The following is a 20748-nucleotide window of genomic DNA, read 5'->3' on the forward strand; positions in this document are numbered from 1 at the left end:
TCATGATCGAATGCGTAGGGTTCGTAGGGTTCTGTCAGGGAAAGCGTTAGAACGTGATGCTGGTTCGTACGCCGACCACGAACGTATTGCGCAGTGCCTGGGTCGTGTCGTTCGGGTTCTGACCCGCGCCTGCGTTGAACGTGTATTGCGCGTCGGCCTGCAGCTGCCACCATGGCGTGACCTGATACTGATAGGTCGCTTCCAGCACGGTTTCGCTGTTGCGGATCGGGTACGGGCCGCCGGTGAACGCGAGACTGTCCCGGTCGAAGTCGCGTGCGTGGCTGCCGACCTTGATGTACGTCAGCGCGATGCCCGCGGTGTCGTTGTCGCGACCCTGGAACGGCGCCTTCATGACGATGCCGAGGTTGGCGCTCGCGCTGATCAGGTTGCGATCGCCCGGCGCGCCCATCACGCGCGCAAACACGCCGAGGCTGCGCGGCTCGTCCGGATCGGGACGCCACACCATCTGGTCAGCGACGGCATAGATGCTGTAGTCGCCGTGATGCGACTGCGGCGTGCCGGTCGAGAGGGTCGTGTTGGCGAGCGGAACGCCCGTGTTGTCGAAGCGCTGATCGGCGAAGCGGCCGTTGTTGTACCAGACGCCGATCTTGTACGTGCCCGGCAGGCCAGTCTTGCCCATACCGACCATCTCGCCGTCAGCCGGCTGGTTGATCGCGTACTGCAACTCGCCGATGAAGAGCGTGCCGTTGTGCAGGTTGAAGTTCGTGCCGCTGAGGTTGTCACGATCGTTGCCGAGCGGATCGCCGTCATAGATGCCGGCCAAGGCCGTCAGCGAAGGCGTGATCTGCCCGCGCACGCGTACGCCAAGGTCAGCCAGCGGATACGCCGGACCGCCCGACGGCATATCGTACGAAGGGACGCCCGGCCAGCCGAACATCGTGTTCACGAAGAGCGCCGAATATTGGCTCGTCATGAATTCCTGGTCGATACTTTGCTGACCGACCTTGATGTCGAGCCGCTTGTTCAGGAACGACTGCTGGTACCACATTTCCCACAGACGGGTCGCGCCTTGCGCCTCGATGCCGCTCGCCGTGTTCAGCGTGCCGAGCCGGTCGGCGCTCAGGTTGCGGCCGTGAATCTGCAGCGCGCTGACATTGAAGGTGCCGCCCTGAAGACCGAACGCCTTCTGCGTATCGACGGTGACGGTGGCTGTTGTCAGACCATCGTAATCGCCGCCGCGCGAGAGGCCGCCGCGCAGGTTGGCGAGATATTCACTGGTTTCGGTGAGGCCAAACGTCACGCCGTATTTGCCGAGCCACGGACGCAACCCGCCCATATCGCCAAGGAGCGTTTGACGTGTCCAGACACCGGTCCACTGGTCGGCGGGTTGGGCCTTGATGTTCAGGTCGGCTTCAGGGGCTTCAGGCGTGGCATCAGGGCTGGCGGCTGCGAATGCAGCACCACCGCTTAATGTCGCAAACGCGAACGCCGTACAGAACGCCGCCCTGCGGAGGGGCGGGACGCGCATCGCGCGAATGCGCGGTCGGGCTTCGTCACGCGAACGCGCTTCACGAGCGAGCCGTGTGGACCGGACGAGCTTCATCGAAATCCTTGTTTGTTGGTATTTGCGTGACGATCTGCAAGATGGAAGGCAAAGGTCGGACGCCAGATCGCAGCAGCGGTCGACGACATGACGCACTGCGGATGAGCAGAATCGTACGCACCCCGCATAGTTCAGTCAACACAAATGAGAATGATTCGCATAGACATTACTTAAATTTATACAAGAGATTGACGAACGGCGATAAAAGCCGCTTTTCCGTAATTGTCAGGAAATATAAATGTAATTAAAAAGAAAGGATCGGCTGGATTTTTGGGGTTTTACCGGTCAGATATGGGCGCATGAAGTAGCGCATGTTCGCTGGAAACCGTTACACCAGCGTGAGGCGTCGCCGATGAATCTCAACTCAGACGAAAACGTCGCCGTCGGCGGTGCGGCAAACGCTATAACTTTCATGTGCCTTCGTTGCTTTGCATCAGCCGGATGGCCAGGCGGCCGAACGCTGCCGTCAGCGTGCTGTCGAAGCGCACGATTGCCACGAAAGGCTACTGTCAGGAGATACACATGAAAAAACGCATCCTCTCGCTCTCGTTGTCGTTGATTGCCGGTGCAGGGCTGCTGGCGAGCGGCGCGTCTCACGCGCAGCTCAACCTTCAGCAGTTCGGCATTGGCGGCGGCGGAAACGCCGCGAACAGCGCGGCGCCTTCGTCGGGCGGCGTCACGCAGCTACTTCAGAACTATGTCGGCGCCAACCAGCAGGTGCTGAGCGGGCAATCGAGCCTTGCGTCGGCAATGGGTCTTGGCAGCGCGGCCGGTCAGGCGCAGCAGGCGGCCGGTCTGCTCAGCGGCGGCGTGCCTTCGGCCAGTACGCTGTCGCAGGTCGGCAGCACGCAGCAGTCGCTGTCGCAGACGTTGACGCAGGCTTTCGCGGGCGGCGCGTCGTCCAGTACGCCAGTCAACAAGCAGGCATTCACCGACGGACTCTCGTCGCTGGGCAAGGGCGTCAGCCAGTATTCGAGCCTGCAGTCAGGGCTGGGCAGTGTCGGGCAGATGAGCCCATCGTCGCTGCTGCAGTCGGGGCTGAATCCGCAGACGGCGCAGGCCGCCTCATATATCGCGCAGTCCGCACCGGGCCAGTTGCAATCGCTGATGTCAACATTGAGCGCGGCCGTGCAGTTCGCGTCGAGTCATGGCATATCGGTGCCGTCGATCGCGACGAGTGCGTTGAAGGGCGTCCAGTAAGCCGCGCGGCGCGTCGTTCCCAACTTTCCCCGGCGCGTTTTCCGCGCCGGGGAAACGGGCAGCGCGGGCAGCGGGTCGCGTCGCCCAAGGTTATGATCCATTTCCGTAACGCGTTCGCCAGGCGTTCGCGACGCGTTCAATTCCCTCGATGCGACCGGGCAGGAGACCCCGATGGCCAACCCACTCGACCTCGACCGCTATTTCGCGCGTATCGGCTACACCGGGCCGCGCGCGCAGACCCTCGACGTCCTGCGTGATCTGCAGCGCCTGCATGCGCACGCGATCCCGTTCGAAAACCTCGATCCGCTGACCGGTTGCCGTGTTTCGCTCGATCTTGCCGCAGTCGTCGACAAGCTGGTTGAGCGTCGTCGCGGCGGCTACTGTTTCGAGCAGAACCGGCTCTTCGCGCACGTGCTGATGCAGCTCGGTTTCGAAGTCACGCCGCTCATTGCGCGCGTGTTGTGGGGCCGCGATTCCGACGCCGTGCCGCCGCGAACGCACATGCTGATGCGCGTCGATCTCGATGGCGATGCGTGGATGGCCGACGTCGGCTTCGGCTCGGCGACGTTGACGTCGCCATTGCGCCTCATCGCTGGCGAAACGCAGCTGACGACACTGGAACCGTTCCGCCTCGCTGACGCATCGCACGGCGCGTTCGACCTCGAGCTGCAGGCGGGCGAGACATGGGCGAAGGTCTATCGCTTCGATCTGAACCGCGTGGAATGGATCGACTACGAAGTGAGCAACTGGTACACGTCGACGTATCCCGAATCGTTCTTTACGACGGATCTGGTGGTGACGCGCGTGGTGCCAGGCGGTCGCGCGACGCTCTTCGACGACCGTCTGACGGAACGTACGAAGGACGGCGACGTGACCGAGCGACAGATCGCCGATGCAAGCGAACTTGCGGACGTTCTGCGCGGCCTCTTCGGCATCGATACAGGCGATATTGATCCTGGCCGTGTGTTCGAGCGCGTGAAGGGACGCGCCGTGCTGCGTACGTAGGCACATAACACAATGATTACGCGACTCGTTGTCCAGACGGTGTTGTGGCTCGCCGGCATGGGCGTTCTGCTGTTCGGCGCGGCAGACACATGGGCGTGGCCGGCTGGCTGGTGCTACCTGGCCGAGATGGGTGCGCTCGGGTTATGGATCGGCCTGCGGCTCGCGCGACATGATCCAGGATTGCTCGAAGAGCGTCTCAAGCCGCTCGTGCAGCGCGGCCAGAGCGGATGGGACAAGCTGTTCATGACTTGTGTCGCAATCGTGTGGTGCGCGTGGCTCGTGCTGATGGCGCTCGACGCGCGTCGCTGGCAATGGTCGTTCGTGCCGCTATGGTTGAACATCGCGGGCGCGCTCGCGATGTTTCTGTGCGTCTGGATGACGTGGTTCGTGTTTCGCGCGAACAGTTTTGCGGCGCCGGTCGTCAAGGTGCAGACGGAGCGCGGGCATCAGGTCATCGATTCCGGCCCGTATGCGTGGGTGCGTCATCCGATGTATGCGGCGGCGATCCTGTTCTTCATCGGCTCGCCGTTGCTGCTCGGCTCGTGGTGGGGGCTGGCGTGCGTGCCTTTGCTTGTGGCCGGCATCGGCTGGCGGGCGGTCATGGAGGAGCGGATGCTGGCGGCGCAGTTGCCGGGCTACGCGGAGTACGCAGGGCGGGTGAGATACCGGCTGGTGCCAGGCGTGTGGTGAGCTGGCTGAATGATCCGGTGATCCGGTGATCCAGCGGGCGGCACTGCGGCGGATGCCGAAGCGGGTGCGTGGGGACAATCGTGGATAAATCCCGCCCTGCCTGGTCTGGCTGCCGGGAGCGGTGACGCCCGTCGAATGCGGGACGTACCTGGACGCTCCAGCCTGAAGCATCGTCTGCACCATCACACCAACCTGTCTAGACAAAATGCCCCATCCCGGCGCGAATCTCCCCACTGCCGTTGTGACTATCCCGCGCCTCGACCCGCCTTAAAGGCCTTTATCCATAGGGCTTACCCCAACTTTCCGCGATTTTCGACAAATTTTCTTGCGACTGCTTTTTGTCTCGTGCAGACTTGTCTATACAAATTCGCCGGGCGGGTGATCGCTTGACCGGTGGTCTGGTGGTCTGGTGGTCCTCAATCAAAGGAGATTCGACGTGAAGGTCAAGCGCACTACGTTGGCAAAGGCATTGATTGGCGCAGTTCTCGGCACGGCTGCGATTCTCGCGGCGCCTGTGCAGGCGAAAGAATGGAAATCGGTCACGATTGCACTCGAAGGCGGCTATGCGCCGTGGAACCTGACATTGCCGGGCGGCAAGCTCGGCGGCTTCGAGCCGGAACTGGTCGCGAATCTCTGCGCGCGCATCAAGATCCAGTGCAATCTCGTCGCCCAGGACTGGGACGGCATGATCCCGGGCCTGCAGGCCGGCAAGTTCGACGTGCTGATGGACGCGATCTCGATCACGCCTGAGCGCGAAAAAATCATCGCTTTTTCGAAGCCGTATGCGGCCACGCCGGCCACGTTCGCTGTGACCGACCCGAAAGTGCTGGCGAAAGCTTCGCCCACCGCCGCGCCCGTCAAGCTGACTGGCGACCCGAAAACTGACCAGCCGACCGTCGACGCACTGCGCAAGCAGTTGAAGGGCAAGACGATCGGTATCCAGTCGGGCACCGTCTACACTAAATTCATCAACGACGGCTTCAAGGACGTCGCCACGATCCGCGTCTACAAGACTTCGCCGGAACGCGATCTGGATCTGGTCGCGGGCCGCATCGACGCTTCGTTCGACGACGTGACGTACTACGCCGCGAACATGGACAAGAAAGAAAACGCGTCGATCATCCTGGCTGGACCGAAGATCGGCGGCCCGATCTGGGGTCCGGGTGAAGGCCTGGCATTCCGCAAGCAGGACGCCGATCTGAAAGCGAAATTCGACACCGCGATCAGCGCCGCGCTGGCTGATGGCACCGTCAGGAAACTGGCCGACAAGTGGTTCAAGACCGACGTCACGCCTTGATCTGCAACGCGATATGACAGGGCTGCACTGTGCGATGCAACCCCGCACACACAGCACGCAACCCTGCGGTAACGCTGTATAGCTGTAACGGTTCGCGCGGCGCACGTGCCACGCGAACCGTCGGTTCATCGATCGTACTGGTTGAGGAGTAGCGAATGGCTCTGATCGAGATGCTCGGCTTCGGGCCGGAAGGCTGGGGCGGCGTGTTGCTGCTCGCGGCGTTGATGACCGTCGGGCTGACGCTGGCGGCGCTCGCGGTTGGAGCCGTGTTCGGCGCGCTGGTCGCCGCGGCCAAACTGTCGCGCCATCGCACGTTGCGCGTCATCGGCGATTTCTATACGACGGTGTTTCGCGGCGTGCCCGAACTCCTCGTCATCTATCTGTTCTATTTCGGCGGCTCGACGCTCGTGACCACGGTGGGGCAGTGGTTCGGCGCAGAAGGCTTTGTCGGCGTGCCGCCGTTCGTGATCGGCGCGCTGGCCGTCGGGATGATTTCCGGCGCGTATCAGGCTGAGGTCTATCGCTCGGCGGTGCTCGCGGTGTCGAAAGGCGAACTCGAAGCGGCGCGTGCCACCGGCATGCCGACGCTGCTGGTCGCGCGCCGCATCCTGATTCCGCAGGTGCTGCGCTTCGCGTTGCCGGGCATCGGCAATGTGTGGCAGCTGAGCCTCAAGGACTCGGCGCTGATTTCCGTCACCGGCCTCGCCGAACTGCTGCGCACAAGCCAGATCGCGGCGGGTTCGACGCATCAATATTTCACGTTCTTCGTCGTCGGCGGCGCGCTGTATCTGCTGATGACGGGCATCTCGAACCGTGTCTTCAACCACGCGGAAGCGCGGGTCGGCCGGTCCTTCAAGCGCAATTTCGCGCGCAACTGACAGGGACACCGACATCATGCATTTCGACTTCGATTTCCTCCTCGACACGGTGCGCCAGTTGCTCGGCGCTGTGCCGGTCACGCTCGGTCTGTTCTTTTCGTCGTTGATCCTGGGCGGCCTGCTGTCGCTCGTGATCGTGACGATGCGCGTGTCCCCGCACTGGTTGCCGAACCGCTTCGCTCGCGCCTACATTCTCGTGTTTCGCGGCTCGCCGCTCCTGATCCAGCTGTTTCTCGTGTACTACGGGCTCGGCCAGTTCGGCGTGATCCGCGAGAGCTTCCTGTGGCCGATCCTGCGCCAGCCGTATATGTGCGCGGTGCTCTCGCTCGCATTGTGTACCGCGGGTTATACGGCCGAGATCATTCGTGGCGGTCTGATGGCCGTGCCGGTCGGACAGATCGAGGCAGGCTACTCGATCGGCCTGTCGGGTTTCTCGCTGCTGCGTCGGGTGATTGGTCCGATCGCGCTGCGTCAGTGCCTGCCGGCGTATTCGACCGAAGCAGTGCTGCTCGTCAAATCGACGGCGCTCGCGAGTCTCGTCACCGTGTGGGAAGTGACAGGCGTCGCGCAACAGATCATCCAGCAGACCTATCGCACGACCGAAGTGTTCATCTGCGCGGCGCTGATCTATCTGTTCCTGAATTTCGTCGTCGTGCGTCTGCTCGGTCTGCTCGAACGCCGCCTGTCGCGCCACCTGCGCGATGCGCCGCCCGCAGCGGCGCAACGCCCGGTTTCCGCCACCACTGAAGCACGTCGTGCCGCACCCTGAACGGCAGTCATTCTGGAGAATCACATGAACGCTACGGCACCCGTTGCATTGTCGGTCAAGAACATTCACAAGTCGTTCGGCGAGCATCACGTACTGAAGGGCATTTCGCTCGACGCGCACGAAGGCGACGTGATCTCGATCCTCGGCGCGAGCGGCTCGGGCAAGAGCACCTTCCTGCGCTGCCTGAACCTGCTGGAAACGCCGGACGACGGTTCGGTTTCGCTCGCGGGCGAAGAACTCCAGATGAAGCGGCGCAGCGACGGCAAGCTGCAGCCGCGCGACCGTCGTCAGGTCGATCGCATTCGTTCGCAGCTCGGCATGGTGTTCCAGAACTTCAACCTCTGGTCGCACATGACGGTGCTCGAAAACCTGATCGAAGGCCCGATGCGGGTATTGAAGCGCACGCGCGCCGAATCGATCGAAGAAGCCGAAGCATTGCTCGCAAAGGTCGGTCTCGCGGAAAAGCGTGGCCACTATCCGGCGCATCTTTCAGGCGGCCAGCAGCAGCGCGTCGCGATTGCGCGTGCGCTCGCCATGCATCCGAAGGTCATGTTGTTCGATGAACCCACCTCGGCGCTCGATCCGGAACTGGTCGGCGAAGTGCTGCGCGTGATGCGCTCGCTCGCTGAGGAAGGCCGCACGATGCTGGTCGTCACGCACGAAATGGGCTTTGCGCGCCACGTGTCGAATCGCGTGATGTTCCTGCATCAAGGACAGGTCGAAGCGGATGGCACGCCGAACGAAGTCTTCGGCGAACTCAAATCCGAGCGCTTCAAGCAATTCGTTTCGAGCCACCATCACCGTACTGCAAACTGAGCAATATCATGGCTGTGATCCGTTCCGATCGTCCTCTCGACTGGCGCCAGGTTGCGGCGATCGCCGCCGGCGCGCCGCTCGAACTGTCCGCCGATGCCCGCGCGCGCATTGCGGCGGCGCGTGTGCTCGTCGAACAGATCGTCGAGCGCGGGATTCGCGCGTATGGCGTGAATACTGGCGTTGGCGCGTTGTGCGATGTGATCGTCTCGCCGTCCGAGCAGCGCACGCTGTCGCGCAATATCCTGATGAGCCATGCGGTGGGTGTCGGCGCGCCGCTGTGCGCCGCGGAAACCCGCGCGATCATCGCAGCAGCAGTCAATAATTTCGCTCACGGCCATTCCGGCATCCGGCTCGAAGTCGCCGACCGGCTCGTCGCGCTGCTCGATGCCGATTGCCTGCCGGAAGTGCCGGCATTTGGTTCAGTCGGCTATCTAAGCCACATGGCGCATATCGCGCTGGTGTGCATCGGCGAAGGGCACGCGCGGCATCGCGGTGAACGCATTTCCGGTCGCGAGGCGCTGCGGCGGCTCGGGCTCGAACCGCTCGTACTCGAAGCGAAAGAGGGCTTAAGCCTGATTAACGGCACGCCGTGCGTAACGGGTCTTGCTGCCCTGGCGCTCGCGCGCGCCGAACGTCTGCTCGACTGGACCGACGCCGTCGCGGCCATGAGCTTCGAGAACCTGCGTGGACAGCTTGCCGCGTTCGACGCCGATTCGCTCGCGCTGCGCGTGTCGCCGGGTTTGAACGTCGTCGGCGAACGGATGCGCAATGCGCTTGCTGATAGCGGCATTCTCGCTGCGGTTGTTGGACAGCGCACACAGGACCCGCTCAGCATGCGGACCATTCCGCATGTCCACGGCGCGGCGCGCGACGTACTCTCCGCGACTGTGGACGTCGTCAATCGTGAACTCGCTTCGATCACCGATAACCCGATCGTCGCCGGCACGCCCGACGCGCCGCGTGTGTATTCGCAGGCGCATGCCGTGGGCGCATCGATTGCGCTGGCCATGGATAGTCTCGCCACCGCGATCGCGCAGGTCGCCGCGATGGCCGAGCGTCGTCTCGACCGGCTCGTGAATCCGCTGGTGAGCGGCTTGCCCGCGTTTCTCGCGGAGCCTGGCGGCACATGCTCCGGCTTCATGATCGCGCAGTACACGGCGGCTTCGCTTGTCGCACAGAACCGGCGGCTTGCCGCGCCGGCGAGTCTCGATGGTGGCATCACGTCGGGCCTGCAGGAAGATCATCTGTGTCACGCGACGCCCGCTGCCTTGAAGGCGCTTGAAATTATCGAAAACGCGGGCCGTATCGTCGCGATCGAACTGCTGGCCGCCGCGCAGGCGTATGACCTGCAGACCATCGATGCGTCGCGTGCGCCGCACACCGATGCACTGTGGCGTCGCGTACGCGGCCTGGTGCCGACGTATCGTGACGACCGCCCACTCGCGGACGACATGGCCGCCGCGTTCCGTCTGATCGCCGACGCCGCGCCACCGCTTTTTCCGACGCCGGGCAAGCCTGCGACGCCGCCCGCAGACGACCCTGACTTCACGCTCACCAGCAACACAAACGTAGCCGCCACCGACGCTGCCAGCATCGCGGCGAACGATCCACATTCGGTGGCGAGCGCCGGTTGAACCGACCGGTTGATTGACCCAGTGGCGGCCCAACCGGCAAGCTGTCTGGCGCATTGCGTACAACCCACGAGGTCGACGTGAATCTGAACGAGCAACCAGAACTAGAACAGGATCGAACGGCCAGCGCTGGCGCGGTCGTATCGATGAGAGCGTTGCCTGCCTATGAGCAGATCAAGCGCTACGTGGTGAAGCGCATCGCAGAGGGCGTCTGGAAACCGGGCGGGCTGATCCCGTCCGAAACCGAACTCGTGAAGGAGTTCGGCGTGGCGCGCATGACGGTCTCGCGCGCGCTGCGCGAACTGACCACCGAGCGGGTGCTGACGCGCGTGCAAGGCTCGGGCACGTTCGTCGCGCCGCAGCGCTATGAGTCGACCGTGCTGGAGATCCGCAATATCGCCGATGAAATCTCCGCGCGCGGCCATCGCCACACGGCACGGGTGCTGACGCTCGAGCCCAGCGACGACCCGCTTTCACTGGAGGCGCTCGGCCTCGAAGCGGGGCCGGCGTTTCATTCGTGCATCGTGCACGCCGAAGAAGGCGAGCCGATCCAGTATGAAGATCGTTTCGTGAACCCGAAGGTGTTTCCTGAGTATCTCCTGCAGGACTTCACGATCGAGACACCGAATCACTACATGGTGCGCGTCGCGCCGATCCAGCGCGCGGAGTTTCGCATCTACGCGCAGAAGCCGGACGCGAACGTGCGGCGTCATCTGATGATGGAGATCGGGGAACCGTGTCTGTTGCTATGGCGCAGGACGTGGGTCGGCGCCGATGTGGCGACGTCGGTGCGTCTGTGGCATCCGGCGTCACGTTTCCATCTGGCCGGCCACGTGTGACGGTTTTTTGTGCCTGACTAACGACTCACGCTGGCTCTAGCCCTGGCGTTGCGACGTATCGGGCGTGAACCGGCAGCCGAGCCGATAGCGCGACCCCGGATGCACGAATCTCGCGAACGTCACCGCAACGCCGCTCGTCCACGTGCGCCGCACGAGCGTCAGACACGGCTCTTCCTGCGCGATTTCGAGTAACGCGGCTTCGGCGCGCGTCGGGAGTCCAGCGTCGACGATATGCTCGATATCATGTGCCGGTACGGTTGCGAACAGATATTCCGAAGGTCTGACGGAAGAGAAATCCTGGTGGATGAAGTCGGGTGCAATCGCGGGGTTGACGTAACGGTCTTCGAGCTGCACCGGTAATCCATTCTCGCGATGCACGCAGATCACATGAAACACCGATGCGCCCGGCGCAAGTCCCAATGCATTCGATACAACGGCCGGCGCGGTTTCGCGCTGCGTGAGCAGCGTGTCGTAGGTGTATTCGTGTCCGCGTGAGCGGACCTCGTCGCCGATGTGGGCGATCATGAGGAGCGTCGACTGCGGCTTTGTTTCAGCCACGAATGTGCCGACGCCCGATACACGTGTGAGTAGTCCTTCGCTCGTGAGTTCGCGTAGCGCGCGGTTCACCGTCATCCGCGATACGCCGAGTGATGCTACGAGATCGAGTTCCGATGGAATGCGGTCGCCGGGTCGTCGCGCGCCGGATTCGATCGTGTCGCGGATATAGCGCTTGACCTGCTCATAGCGCGCGGCCGGTGGTGCCGCGGCGATGCTGTTCGCCGGGCTCTGCGCTGCGCTCCCGCCGCTCCCGCTGCCGCCGCGTGAAGCGCTGCCGCTCACGCGGGTTCTCCATCTGCGCCGCTGCGCGTCCAGAAGGCATTGCGGTCGATATAGTTCTGCAGAAACTGCCGCAGACGCGGCTGCTGCGCATCATGAAACACGTCGCGCGGGTTGCCTTCGACGGCAATGCGTCCCTGATCGATGAACACGACCTTGTCCGCGACCTGCGCGGCGAATCCCATTTCGTGCGTGACGACGGCCATCGTCATGCCATCGCGCGCAAGCTGCTTCATCACCTGCAGTACTTCGCCGACCAGTTCCGGATCGAGCGCGGACGTCGGCTCGTCGAACAGCATGATGTGCGGCTCCATCGCGAGTGCACGCGCAATCGCAACGCGCTGCTGCTGGCCGCCGGACAGCTTCGCCGGATACGCATCACCCTTATGCGAGAGACCGACTGTGTCGAGCATCGCGAGCGCGCGTCGACGGGCTTCGTCGCCTGACAGATTGCGCACGCGCCGTAGCGCTTCCATCACATTCCCGAGCGCAGTCATGTGCGGCCACAGGTTGAACTGCTGAAACACCATGCCGACATTGCGACGCACGCGATTGATGTCGCCCTGCGATGCGCGCACGCGTTTGCCGTTTCGTTCGCTATAGCCGAGCAGCTCGCCTTCGATGCGTACGTCGCCCTGATCGTAGGTTTCGAGCGCGGCGAGGCAACGCAATAACGTGCTCTTCCCCGAACCCGACGGTCCGATGATGCACACCACCTCCGATTTTCTGATGTCGAGATCGACGCCGCGCAGTACTTCGTTTTCGCCAAAGCGCTTGCGGAGATCGCGCACCTCGATCAGCGGCGCAGCAGCGCTTCGTTCTGACGGAGCGGCGGAAGTGAGAGAGGAGGGCATATCGGTCATCGCATTCATGTTCACGTCCAGTGTTCAGCCTCGGGTCATGCCATGAGTCATGCCATGAAGCGGGAGAGCCGGTGTTCGGCCCACATGCCCGCGCGCGACGTCAGCTCGACCAGCGCGAGGTAACAGAAGCACAGCACCAGCAGCGTCTCGACAAAGGCGAACGTGGCCGAGCCAATACCGGTCAGCACGAACGTCAGTTCGGGCACGGTAACGATCGACAGCACGGCCGTTTCCTTGCTGAGCACGATGATCAGGTTCGTCAGCGCGGGCACGATCAGCACGAGCATCTGCGGCACCTGAATGCGCACGACGGCCTGCCAGCGCGATAGTCCAAGACACGATGCCGCTTCGAGATGACCGGGCGGGACAGACTGGAATCCGGAGCGGAAAACCTCTGCAAAATAGGCACTTCCGTAAAGACCGAGGCCGAGGACGCCTGCGGTCATCGGTTCGAGTGTGAGACCGATTGAAGGTCCGCCGTAGTAGAGCAGAAATAGCTGCACGAGAAACGGCGTGCCGCGAAAGAACTCGATATACGCGCGCAGTACACCGCGTATCCAGCGTCCGCCAAAGAGTTGAACGACGGCGATCACGAAACCGAGCGCAAGGCCGATCAGCACCCCCGCGACCCACGTGCCGAGCGTGGTTGCGAGGCCTGCTGCGATCGGCTGCAGATTGTGCGTGATGATGGTGGGATCGAATTGCTGCATCGCGATAGCCTCAGGCGTGCTGCAAACGGTATTCGGCGGCGTGTGCAACCATCGAAAGCACCCCGCAGATCACGAAATAGATCAGGCCCGCCGCCACGTACGCTTCCAGCGGACGATACGTGCTGGCAGCAATATTCTGCGCGGTGCGCGTGATTTCAGCGACACCGACCACCGAGATCAGCGACGAAGCCTTGATCAGCAAGACCATTTCGTTCACGAGCGAAGGCAACGTCAGCCGGAACGCCTGTGGCACCTGAATTCGCCGCAGCATGTCGAACGGCGAAAGGCCGAGCATGCGGGCGGCTTCGATCTGTCCGTGCGGGATGCTCAGAAAGCCCCCGCGCAGGATTTCCGCGATATACGACGCGGAACAGAGCGACACGGTGCTGATTGCAGCAACGAGCGGCGACACGTTGATTCCCACGAACGGAAGCAGGTAATAAACGAGCAGCAGCTGCACCAGCATCGGCACGCCGCGAAAGAAAAACACATAGGCGCCGCCGAACATGCGTGCGGCGCGATTCGTCGACAGCCGCGCGGAACACACGCCGACCGCTACAAAGAAGCCGATCATAAGCCCGGTCAGCGAAATGCCGACGGTAGCGATGGCCGCGTGAAGCAGCAACGGCAAACCCTGCGCGAAGACGGTTGTGCTGAACATGGCACCAGCGGGCGAAGGTTAAACAGCGATGCGTGTTCTCAGGCTTTACGTCGACACGCATCGCAAACGTCATCGGTGCATCAGTAGTTCGGTGTAGGCATGGTTGTAGGCGCATCCATTGCGACGCCAAACCACTTCTTCTGCAGCGTGGCGAGGCGGCCGTCGCTGTGCATCTTCACGAGCGCGGCGTTGAACGCATCGGCGAGCGGCTTGCTGTCCGCGTCTTTACGCAGGCAGTACGCGAAGTAGACCTTTGCGCCGAACGGCGGCGTGACAACCGCGAACGATTCCGGGCGTTGCTTCGCGACGTATGCAATGTTCGTCATCGAGTTCGCGACAGCGGCGATGCGCCCCGCGGCGAGATCCGCGTAAGCCTGATTGTTGTCGACGTATTCGCGGATTTCAGGCGGTTTCGGCAGCGTGGCGACGTAGCTCTTGAGCTGGTCGAGCTGCGCGGAACCCTTGCCCGCACCGACCGTCTTGCCGGCGATATCCGACGACTGCTTGAGGGCGGTGTCGTTGGCGCGCTTGAGGAGGGCGTCGGTGGCATCGGCGATGGGCAGGGTATACGTGTAGCGTTCCATGCGCGCCTTCGTCACCGTCAGCGGACCGCCGACCATGTCGAACTTGCCTGCTTCAAGACCGGGCAGCACGCTCGGCCACGGCAGGTCGATGAAACGCACCTTCACGCCGAGTTCCTTGCCGACTTCTGCAAAGAGGTCCTTGTTGAAACCTGCCTGCTGGCCGTTCTCGAGGAAATCGAACGGCGCGAACTGCATTTCCGTGCCGACAACGAGCTCGCCGGCCTTTTTCACCTTCGCGAGTTGATCGTCCGCATACGCACTGCCGACGCTCGCGGCACACAACGTCAACGCCATCAGACGACACTTCCAGCCTGCAAGGATGCTCATGAGATTCTCCGGTGGGCAAAGCGGTGCCGCGTGAATGATGGTCGACGCGAGCCATGCGGGGCAGTATATACCGCAGTTCTGCCGGGAAATAAATAAGGTATGTTCCGGTACGAACGGTCTGATCATTGGCTTTCGCACGGCGTTGCGGTGTACCTTGCGAAGGTGCTTTTGGCGGTATATACAACGATGAAGTCATGAGGTCCTTTCCCACGGTGAGCCTGCCTTGTTGTGCAGGTCCAATATGGAGCGTTGCGATGCCACCTGTCACCCGCATTCCGGTCATCGACCTCGCTGGCGTACGCGCGGGCGATGATTCTCAGGCGCTCGCGCGCATCGGCCGCGAAATCCACGACGCGTGCACGACGATCGGCTTCTTCTACATCGTCAATCATGGTGTGCCGCAACCGGCCATCGATGCCGCCGCAGAGGCCGCCCGCATGTTCTTCTCGTTTCCGGTCGAGACGAAACGCCGTGCGGCTGTGAACCAGCGGCATCGAGGCTTCAACGCTTTAGGCGACGCCACGATGTATCAGGCGAAAAGGCCTGACTACAAGGAGTTTTTCAGCATCGGACTGGAGTTGGCGGAGGACGATCCCGATGTGCTCGCGGGGCAGGCGCTGCGCGGCCCGAACAACTGGCCGGACTTCATGCCCGAACTGCGGCCCGCGTTGTACGGCTATTACGAGGCGGTGGCCGTGTGCGGCGCCGATCTGCTGCGCGCGGTCGCCGTCGGCCTTGGCATCGATGAGCATTTCTTTGCGTCGCGCTATACGAAGCGGATGCAGCGCACGCAGATGGTGTATTACCCGCCGCAACCGCCGCTGTCCGATGCGGACCAGTTCGGCGTTGCACCGCATACCGACTACGGCTGCATCACGCTGTTGTGGCAGGATCAGGTCGGTGGATTGCAGGTGCGAGAGATCGCGAACGATACATGGGTCGATGCGCCGCCCATTCCCGGCAGCTTCGTGGTGAACGTCGGCGACCTGCTCGCGCGCTGGACCAACGACCGCTTTCGCTCGACGCTGCATCGCGTGATCAATGCGTCGGGTCGCGAGCGCTATTCGATCGCGACGTTTTACGATCCTACGTATGGCGCTTTGGTCGATCCGCGCGATCTTGGCGCGAGCGATACCGAACGCCGATATGAGCCCGTCGCGGCAGGCGACTATATTCTCGGGCGCATCAACGATTCGATGGGCTACCGGAAAAAACACGCACCACAGGGAACCACGGCATGACGATGGAACACGTCACAGCGCTAGCGGCGACCATCAACGCACTACGCGAAGCACTCGGCGACGATGCGGTGCGTACGGGCGAGCAGATCGGCGAACGCTCGATGACGGATTACACGCGTCTCGAACCGATGCGTCCCGCTGCGCTGCTGTTGCCGCGTACGACGGAAGAGGTTGCGCGCGCAATGATGATCTGCAACGAAGCGCGTCAAGGCGTCGTGCCGCAGGGCGGCATGACCGGCCTCGCGGGCGGCGCGATTCCCCGCGCGACTGACATCGCACTTTCGCTTGACCGCATGAGTGGCGTCGAGGAAATCGACATCGCCTCGGCCACCATGACCGTGCGCGCCGGCACTACGCTGCAGGTCGCGCAGGATGCGGCGGCGGAAGCAGGTTTCGAACTGACGCTCGATCTCGGCGCGCGCGGCTCATGCCAGATCGGCGGCAATCTCGCGACGAACGCGGGCGGTAATCGCGTGATCCAGTCGGGTACTGCGCGCGATCAGGTGCTGGGGCTCGAAGCGGTGCTTGCCAATGGGGCCGTTTTGACTTCGATGAGCAGGATGGTGAAGAACAACACCGGCTATGACCTCAAGCATCTGTTCATCGGGTCGGAAGGCACGCTCGGCATCATCACGCGCGCTGTGCTGAAGCTGCATCCGCAGCGCGCTTCGCGCCATACCGCGCTCGTCGCGCTCGATGGTTACGACGCAGCGGTGAACCTGCTACGCGGTCTCACGAGGCGTTTCGGCAACGATATCGGCGCGTTCGAAATCATGTGGCCGGACTTTTTCGACTTTGGCGTGTCGCTCACCGCTGAGGCACGTTCGCCGTTTGCAGACGCGCATCCGCTCTATGCACTGATCGAACACGCCAGTTTCGATGCGACGGATGACGGCGAGCGTTTTGCGTCCGCGCTGAACGAAGCGCTGGAAGCGCAGACAATCCGCGACGCGGTGATCGCGCAATCAGTTGCCGACGCACGTGCGTTATGGGCGATCCGCGAATGCACGGCGGAGTTTCCGTCGCGGCTCGATCCGGTCAATTTCGATGTGAGCCTGTCGATAGGCGAGATTGGCCGCTTCGTCGATCGATGCCGCGCCGCGCTCAACGACAAATGGCCCGGCAACCGTTCATATTTCTTCGGCCATATCGGCGATTCGAACCTGCACGTGACCGTCGACGGCCATTCAGTGCCCGGCATCGATCATCATGCGATCTACGCGTTTGTCTACGACATGCTCGGGCCGCTGCACGGCTCGGTATCAGCGGAGCATGGCGTTGGATTGCTCAAGCGCGAATTTCTGCCGATATCGCGCTCGCCGCAGGAGCTTGCGGCGATGCGCGCTATCAAGCATGCGCTCGACCCTAACGGCATCCTGAACCCGGGCAAACTGCTTTAGCGTTCCCGGATCGTTAGCGCATTGAAAAACTCAATGCGCAAGCAGATGCCTTGCGATCACCGGATACACGTCGACCGCAGCCTGCTTGCCGAATATGCAATCGATGTGGCCGTAACCGTCGATGATGTGGCGCTCGAACTTGTCCGGCCCGAACTGATCGACAAGCAGGTTGTACGTTTTTTCCGTGCTTTCGGGCAGATACACGCGGTTTTCCGAGCCGTGAATGAACGCAATCGGCAGGTTCATACCCGCGAGGTTCGGCATATATACGTCATCGCCGGAAGCATTCACCACATGTCCCTTGCGAACGATCTCTGCCAGCTGGTCGAGGAGTTCGACATCGTGTACGCCGAACAGCTCCTGCAGATTCGAATGCAGCAGCTCATCGAGCTGCGCATGCTCGTAGAGAAGACCATACATGAACGTCGCGCGATGACACACTGCGTTCGTGCATTCCTCATCGTCTTCTACCGGATAAAAGCGCAATGCGTCGTCGAGCAGATTCTTCGGCCATGAATCGCGTTTCGTGTACGCACTCATATCCTCAATACCGAAATGCTTAAGAATATCCGGCACGTGCAAGCCGGCCTTTATCCGCGCCAATGGCGGTGGAACGAGGTGCGCGGAAACCTGCGAGAGCACGACCGAGCGAACGCCCTTAAGCCCTGACAGCAGCGACATCGTGCAGGCAACCGCGCCGAAGCAGTGCGCGACAATCTGGATGCTGTCCGCGCCCGACAGTTCGCGCACTTTCGCCACAGCCGCGGGGATGTCGTATTGCGCGACGGCGTCGGCGGTCGTAGGATCGGGCGCGCTCGGCAGCTCGATGCTCACGCGCAGATCGACGAGCCACACATCATGTTGCGTCGCGCACAGGAATTCGACGAGGTTCGTATCGATGAGGTCAGTCGAATAGATGCGGCTCGATACGCCTGAGCCATGGATCAGCAACACCGGACCTTTGTCGCCGCCGTGGAAGCGGGTGAGTCTCAAAGTCTTGCCGTCATCGGTCTTGAAGAACGAGACTTGTGGAACTGGCGTGCGCAACGCGCGCTTCACACGCGGTGCCGCGTCAGGATCGAAGTACTGCAGCGGCGTCGCGACGCCGCCATATTCGTTGAACAGCATGCCGCTAAAGAACTTCCCGAATTTCACGGCCATCGCGAGCCGCGTTTCGTTATCGGGCGCGTTGGTAATGTCGTAAGTGCGGGACTGTCTCAGGAAATTCTCGAACGTGATGATGAGCGTCGCGGTGCCGATCACCGGCGCATCCTCGGCCGGCGCTTCGCGCATCTGACCGTAGAGCGTGTTCGTCTGCGTCCACAGTTCGAGCAGGGACGTGCGCGTAATGATTTTCTGCCCAAAGAAGTAGTACGTCTTGCCTTCTACGGACTGAAGCGTCATCCGGTAGTTCATGTCGCGCCGGTCGACGTTGTTTTCGTCGACGACGAAGAGGTTGAAACGCCCATCGCTGATCGTCAGCGGCTGCGATGAAAGTGCAGGACACGTCATCGTGCCGGATATGCCCGCCTGATGCCGCGGATTCTGCATCATGTCTTCGAGGTCGTCCGACTGGATGGTCGCCGTGAAGCGCATGTTGACGGCATCTTTCGCGCCTGTCGGCGTGTAGTCGCCGATCATCGTTTCTGTAAAGCGGATGCCGGCTTTCGGCGGCGCAGGCGGAGCGTTCGTGCCGGCGGACTCGTAGTCGATCGCCCAGCCCTGCGATGCGGCCAGTTGCGCGCAGTTGCGCTCGGCCAGCGCGGAAATCGTCAGCAGCGGATTGACGCCGAGCGACATCGGCATCACCGCGCCGTCCATCACGTAGAGGCCATCGTGTACCGCGTTGCCTGCCGGGCCGCTGAACACGCGGCCCGCCTGGTCGACGACGCCATTCGCGGCGTCTTCCGCCATGCCGCAGCCGCCTAGCGGATGCACGGTCACCTGGCGGTCCCTGAATGCGTCCAGCGAGATCGGATTGCGCAGGTATTTGCCCCCCAGCGCGACAGTCGCTTCCTCGAGCGTCTTTTCGACGGTCGCGTAGATGGGCTGCTTGCCTGCATTAGGCCAGCTGATGCGCGGCCGGCCGTTCTCGACCGAAATCTGACCGCTTTCATCGTCGTGCGCCATCACGAGATACGTCTGCGTGTTGTGCATTGCGCCGTGATACGGTCCGCGCAGAATGCTTTCGAGAATGCGCGCTTCGTCGTCCAGCTTGCCTTCGCCTGGCAGATCCGGCACAGGCACGCCTGCGAGCGGCGCTGTGAGTCCGAGTACGCCCATCATCAGGCCGCCGATCGGCGCCGCGAGCGAACCTTCCTCGATGACGAAGCCGTCCTTCACATCCGGCGTGTCGCGGTGATCGATGATCCCGCAGATCGTCGGGCCGACCGGCGGAATCTCGCCAGGCTTGTGCGTACCCCAGCCGACGCCGTTGATCTCTGTATCGGTGTTGAACGCGAACGCGAGCACGTCGCCGTTGCCGGTGAAATGATGACCCAGTTGCGGCGAAACAGGCAGACCGGCCTCCCTGGAACGCAGCAGAATGGCGGTCGAACCGATCGTGCCTGCTGACAGGATCACATGATCGGCGGTCACGAAGAGGTCGGGGGCGTCGTAGATTTCCCGGCCGACGTCGACGATCTGGTAGCGCACCCGCCATTTTTGCGTGGCTGGGTCGCGCACGACGGAATGCACGGCAGCGCCCGTGAAAATCTGCGCACCGTGCGCGACGGCATCGGGCAGATAGTTCATGTGCGTCGAATTTTTTGCTTCGTGATTGCAGCCGGAATTGCAGTCGCCGCAGCCGATGCAGCGTTCCTGATGGACGCCTGCCGCGTTGGGTCCCGTCGTGAAAGTGACGGTGATCGGCGGCCGGTAGAAGCGCTGTTCCATACCCAGCGCTTTTGCCGACATTTCGAGCGCATCGAGTTTCGGCAGACGCGGAAAATCGTCCGGCACCCGCGAGGGCGTCAGCATCGCGACCGCGCGCGCGTAACCGTCGCGCAAACCGTCCTTGTCGTCGCGTACCGCGGCCGGCCAGCGCGGATCGTCCCACAGTCGCGGATCAGGATGCAGCGCCACGTTCGCATTGATCAGCGACGTGCCGCCGAGCCCGCAACCCACCACCGCGTTCACTTCGGCATTGAGGTGCACTTCGAGCAGCGCGAGCGGTGAGCCGATCTGCTTGACTGCCGTGTTGTACTGCACCTGCCCGGCACCTTCGATGGGCGTCGACGGAAACTCGCCCGCCATGAATTCGCGGCCCCGCTCGAGCAGACACACCTTGCGCTTTGCACGCGCCATGCGGCTCGCGGCAATAGCGCCGCCATAGCCCGATCCGACGACAACGACCTCGTAATGTGGCTCTATCGCCGCAATGGCGCTGGACAAGCGGTTCATACGACCACCTCTCATGCACGGGTGCAGGGCGGGG

General features: G+C 62.5%; 18 protein-coding genes. 11 read left to right on the forward strand and 7 right to left on the reverse strand.

What is annotated here, in order from left to right; all coding sequences use genetic code 11:
* Nucleotides 1-46: 46 nt before the first annotated feature.
* Nucleotides 47-1489 (reverse strand): carbohydrate porin, encoded by a 1443-nt coding sequence (locus P3T21_RS17815; RefSeq protein WP_429257524.1) that lies wholly within the window; start codon nucleotides 1487-1489, stop codon nucleotides 47-49.
* Nucleotides 1490-2086: 597 nt separating this feature from the next.
* On the opposite strand from P3T21_RS17815, the gene P3T21_RS17820 reads away from it, so the two are divergent.
* The 9 genes from P3T21_RS17820 to hutC (P3T21_RS17860) all read left to right on the forward strand — a co-directional run bounded on the left by P3T21_RS17820 (nucleotide 2087) and on the right by hutC (P3T21_RS17860) (nucleotide 10689).
* A complete protein-coding gene (locus tag P3T21_RS17820; RefSeq protein ID WP_429257260.1) occupies nucleotides 2087-2764 on the forward strand; it encodes a hypothetical protein in 678 nt (225 codons plus the stop codon).
* A gap of 171 nt (nucleotides 2765-2935) precedes the next feature.
* Nucleotides 2936-3769 carry an arylamine N-acetyltransferase family protein gene (locus tag P3T21_RS17825; protein WP_429257261.1) on the forward strand — a complete coding sequence of 278 codons (834 nt, stop codon included), beginning with the start codon at nucleotides 2936-2938 and terminating at the stop codon, nucleotides 3767-3769.
* A gap of 12 nt (nucleotides 3770-3781) precedes the next feature.
* Nucleotides 3782-4459, forward strand: coding sequence for a methyltransferase family protein (locus tag P3T21_RS17830; protein WP_429257262.1), 678 nt, complete (start codon nucleotides 3782-3784; stop codon nucleotides 4457-4459).
* 436 nt (nucleotides 4460-4895) lie between these two features.
* Nucleotides 4896-5756, forward strand: coding sequence for a transporter substrate-binding domain-containing protein (locus P3T21_RS17835; RefSeq protein ID WP_429257263.1), 861 nt, complete (start codon nucleotides 4896-4898; stop codon nucleotides 5754-5756).
* 155 nt (nucleotides 5757-5911) lie between these two features.
* Nucleotides 5912-6634, forward strand: a complete 723-nt coding sequence (locus P3T21_RS17840; protein WP_429257264.1) for an ABC transporter permease — start codon at nucleotides 5912-5914, stop codon at nucleotides 6632-6634.
* A 16-nt stretch (nucleotides 6635-6650) separates the two neighbouring features.
* Complete coding sequence (locus P3T21_RS17845; RefSeq protein WP_429257265.1) at nucleotides 6651-7403, forward strand: ABC transporter permease; 753 nt, start codon at nucleotides 6651-6653, stop codon at nucleotides 7401-7403.
* 24 nt (nucleotides 7404-7427) lie between these two features.
* Nucleotides 7428-8219, forward strand: coding sequence for an ABC transporter ATP-binding protein (locus P3T21_RS17850; RefSeq protein ID WP_429257266.1), 792 nt, complete (start codon nucleotides 7428-7430; stop codon nucleotides 8217-8219).
* An 8-nt stretch (nucleotides 8220-8227) separates the two neighbouring features.
* A complete protein-coding gene (locus P3T21_RS17855; RefSeq protein WP_429257267.1) occupies nucleotides 8228-9853 on the forward strand; it encodes an HAL/PAL/TAL family ammonia-lyase in 1626 nt (541 codons plus the stop codon).
* Nucleotides 9854-9996: 143 nt separating this feature from the next.
* On the forward strand, nucleotides 9997-10689 hold the full coding sequence (gene hutC, locus P3T21_RS17860; RefSeq protein WP_429257525.1) for a histidine utilization repressor: 693 nt from the start codon (nucleotides 9997-9999) through the stop codon (nucleotides 10687-10689).
* A gap of 36 nt (nucleotides 10690-10725) precedes the next feature.
* Here the strand turns inward: hutC (P3T21_RS17860) and hutC (P3T21_RS17865) are convergent, their stop codons facing one another.
* The 5 genes from hutC (P3T21_RS17865) to P3T21_RS17885 form a co-directional block, all read right to left on the reverse strand.
* Entirely contained in the window at nucleotides 10726-11460 is a 735-nt protein-coding gene (gene hutC, locus P3T21_RS17865; RefSeq protein ID WP_429257526.1) for a histidine utilization repressor, read from the reverse strand.
* A 65-nt stretch (nucleotides 11461-11525) separates the two neighbouring features.
* Nucleotides 11526-12398 (reverse strand): amino acid ABC transporter ATP-binding protein, encoded by an 873-nt coding sequence (locus tag P3T21_RS17870; RefSeq protein ID WP_429257268.1) that lies wholly within the window; start codon nucleotides 12396-12398, stop codon nucleotides 11526-11528.
* Nucleotides 12399-12436: 38 nt separating this feature from the next.
* Nucleotides 12437-13099 carry an amino acid ABC transporter permease gene (locus tag P3T21_RS17875; RefSeq protein WP_429257269.1) on the reverse strand — a complete coding sequence of 221 codons (663 nt, stop codon included), beginning with the start codon at nucleotides 13097-13099 and terminating at the stop codon, nucleotides 12437-12439.
* Nucleotides 13100-13109: 10 nt separating this feature from the next.
* Entirely contained in the window at nucleotides 13110-13760 is a 651-nt protein-coding gene (locus P3T21_RS17880) for an amino acid ABC transporter permease (RefSeq protein WP_429257270.1), read from the reverse strand.
* Between the two features lie 80 nt (nucleotides 13761-13840).
* Entirely contained in the window at nucleotides 13841-14671 is an 831-nt protein-coding gene (locus tag P3T21_RS17885) for a transporter substrate-binding domain-containing protein (RefSeq protein WP_429257271.1), read from the reverse strand.
* A 254-nt stretch (nucleotides 14672-14925) separates the two neighbouring features.
* Between P3T21_RS17885 and P3T21_RS17890 the strand changes: the two genes are divergently transcribed.
* Nucleotides 14926-15912: an isopenicillin N synthase family dioxygenase gene (locus P3T21_RS17890; protein WP_429257272.1), complete on the forward strand. Its 987-nt coding sequence runs from the start codon at nucleotides 14926-14928 to the stop codon at nucleotides 15910-15912.
* Complete coding sequence (locus P3T21_RS17895) at nucleotides 15909-17312, forward strand: FAD-binding oxidoreductase (RefSeq protein WP_429257273.1); 1404 nt, start codon at nucleotides 15909-15911, stop codon at nucleotides 17310-17312. Before P3T21_RS17890 ends, P3T21_RS17895 begins: the two co-directional genes overlap by 4 nt.
* Before the next feature lie 30 nt (nucleotides 17313-17342).
* On the opposite strand, the gene P3T21_RS17900 is transcribed toward P3T21_RS17895, so the two are convergent.
* The gene (locus P3T21_RS17900; RefSeq protein WP_429257274.1) at nucleotides 17343-20714 is read right to left on the reverse strand and encodes an alpha/beta fold hydrolase; all 3372 of its coding nucleotides are present in this window, start codon (nucleotides 20712-20714) and stop codon (nucleotides 17343-17345) included.
* Nucleotides 20715-20748: the final 34 nt, after the last annotated feature.

The sequence above is a fragment of the Paraburkholderia sp. GAS334 genome (assembly GCF_050436625.1).
Classification (GTDB): Bacteria; Pseudomonadota; Gammaproteobacteria; order Burkholderiales; family Burkholderiaceae; genus Paraburkholderia.

What these genes read in the sequence shown, in the direction of transcription:
- P3T21_RS17815 (WP_429257524.1), bottom strand. Translation starts at nt 1,489, where the DNA reads ATGCGCGTCCCGCCCCTCCGCAGGGCGGCGTTCTGTACGGCGTTCGCG.
- P3T21_RS17820 (WP_429257260.1), top strand. Translation starts at nt 2,087, where the DNA reads ATGAAAAAACGCATCCTCTCGCTCTCGTTGTCGTTGATTGCCGGTGCA.
- P3T21_RS17825 (WP_429257261.1), top strand. Translation starts at nt 2,936, where the DNA reads ATGGCCAACCCACTCGACCTCGACCGCTATTTCGCGCGTATCGGCTAC.
- P3T21_RS17830 (WP_429257262.1), top strand. Translation starts at nt 3,782, where the DNA reads ATGATTACGCGACTCGTTGTCCAGACGGTGTTGTGGCTCGCCGGCATG.
- P3T21_RS17840 (WP_429257264.1), top strand. Translation starts at nt 5,912, where the DNA reads ATGGCTCTGATCGAGATGCTCGGCTTCGGGCCGGAAGGCTGGGGCGGC.
- P3T21_RS17845 (WP_429257265.1), top strand. Translation starts at nt 6,651, where the DNA reads ATGCATTTCGACTTCGATTTCCTCCTCGACACGGTGCGCCAGTTGCTC.
- P3T21_RS17850 (WP_429257266.1), top strand. Translation starts at nt 7,428, where the DNA reads ATGAACGCTACGGCACCCGTTGCATTGTCGGTCAAGAACATTCACAAG.
- P3T21_RS17855 (WP_429257267.1), top strand. Translation starts at nt 8,228, where the DNA reads ATGGCTGTGATCCGTTCCGATCGTCCTCTCGACTGGCGCCAGGTTGCG.
- hutC (WP_429257525.1), top strand. Translation starts at nt 9,997, where the DNA reads ATGAGAGCGTTGCCTGCCTATGAGCAGATCAAGCGCTACGTGGTGAAG.
- P3T21_RS17870 (WP_429257268.1), bottom strand. Translation starts at nt 12,398, where the DNA reads ATGAATGCGATGACCGATATGCCCTCCTCTCTCACTTCCGCCGCTCCG.
- P3T21_RS17875 (WP_429257269.1), bottom strand. Translation starts at nt 13,099, where the DNA reads ATGCAGCAATTCGATCCCACCATCATCACGCACAATCTGCAGCCGATC.
- P3T21_RS17880 (WP_429257270.1), bottom strand. Translation starts at nt 13,760, where the DNA reads ATGTTCAGCACAACCGTCTTCGCGCAGGGTTTGCCGTTGCTGCTTCAC.
- P3T21_RS17885 (WP_429257271.1), bottom strand. Translation starts at nt 14,671, where the DNA reads ATGAGCATCCTTGCAGGCTGGAAGTGTCGTCTGATGGCGTTGACGTTG.
- P3T21_RS17890 (WP_429257272.1), top strand. Translation starts at nt 14,926, where the DNA reads ATGCCACCTGTCACCCGCATTCCGGTCATCGACCTCGCTGGCGTACGC.
- P3T21_RS17895 (WP_429257273.1), top strand. Translation starts at nt 15,909, where the DNA reads ATGACGATGGAACACGTCACAGCGCTAGCGGCGACCATCAACGCACTA.
- P3T21_RS17900 (WP_429257274.1), bottom strand. Translation starts at nt 20,714, where the DNA reads ATGAACCGCTTGTCCAGCGCCATTGCGGCGATAGAGCCACATTACGAG.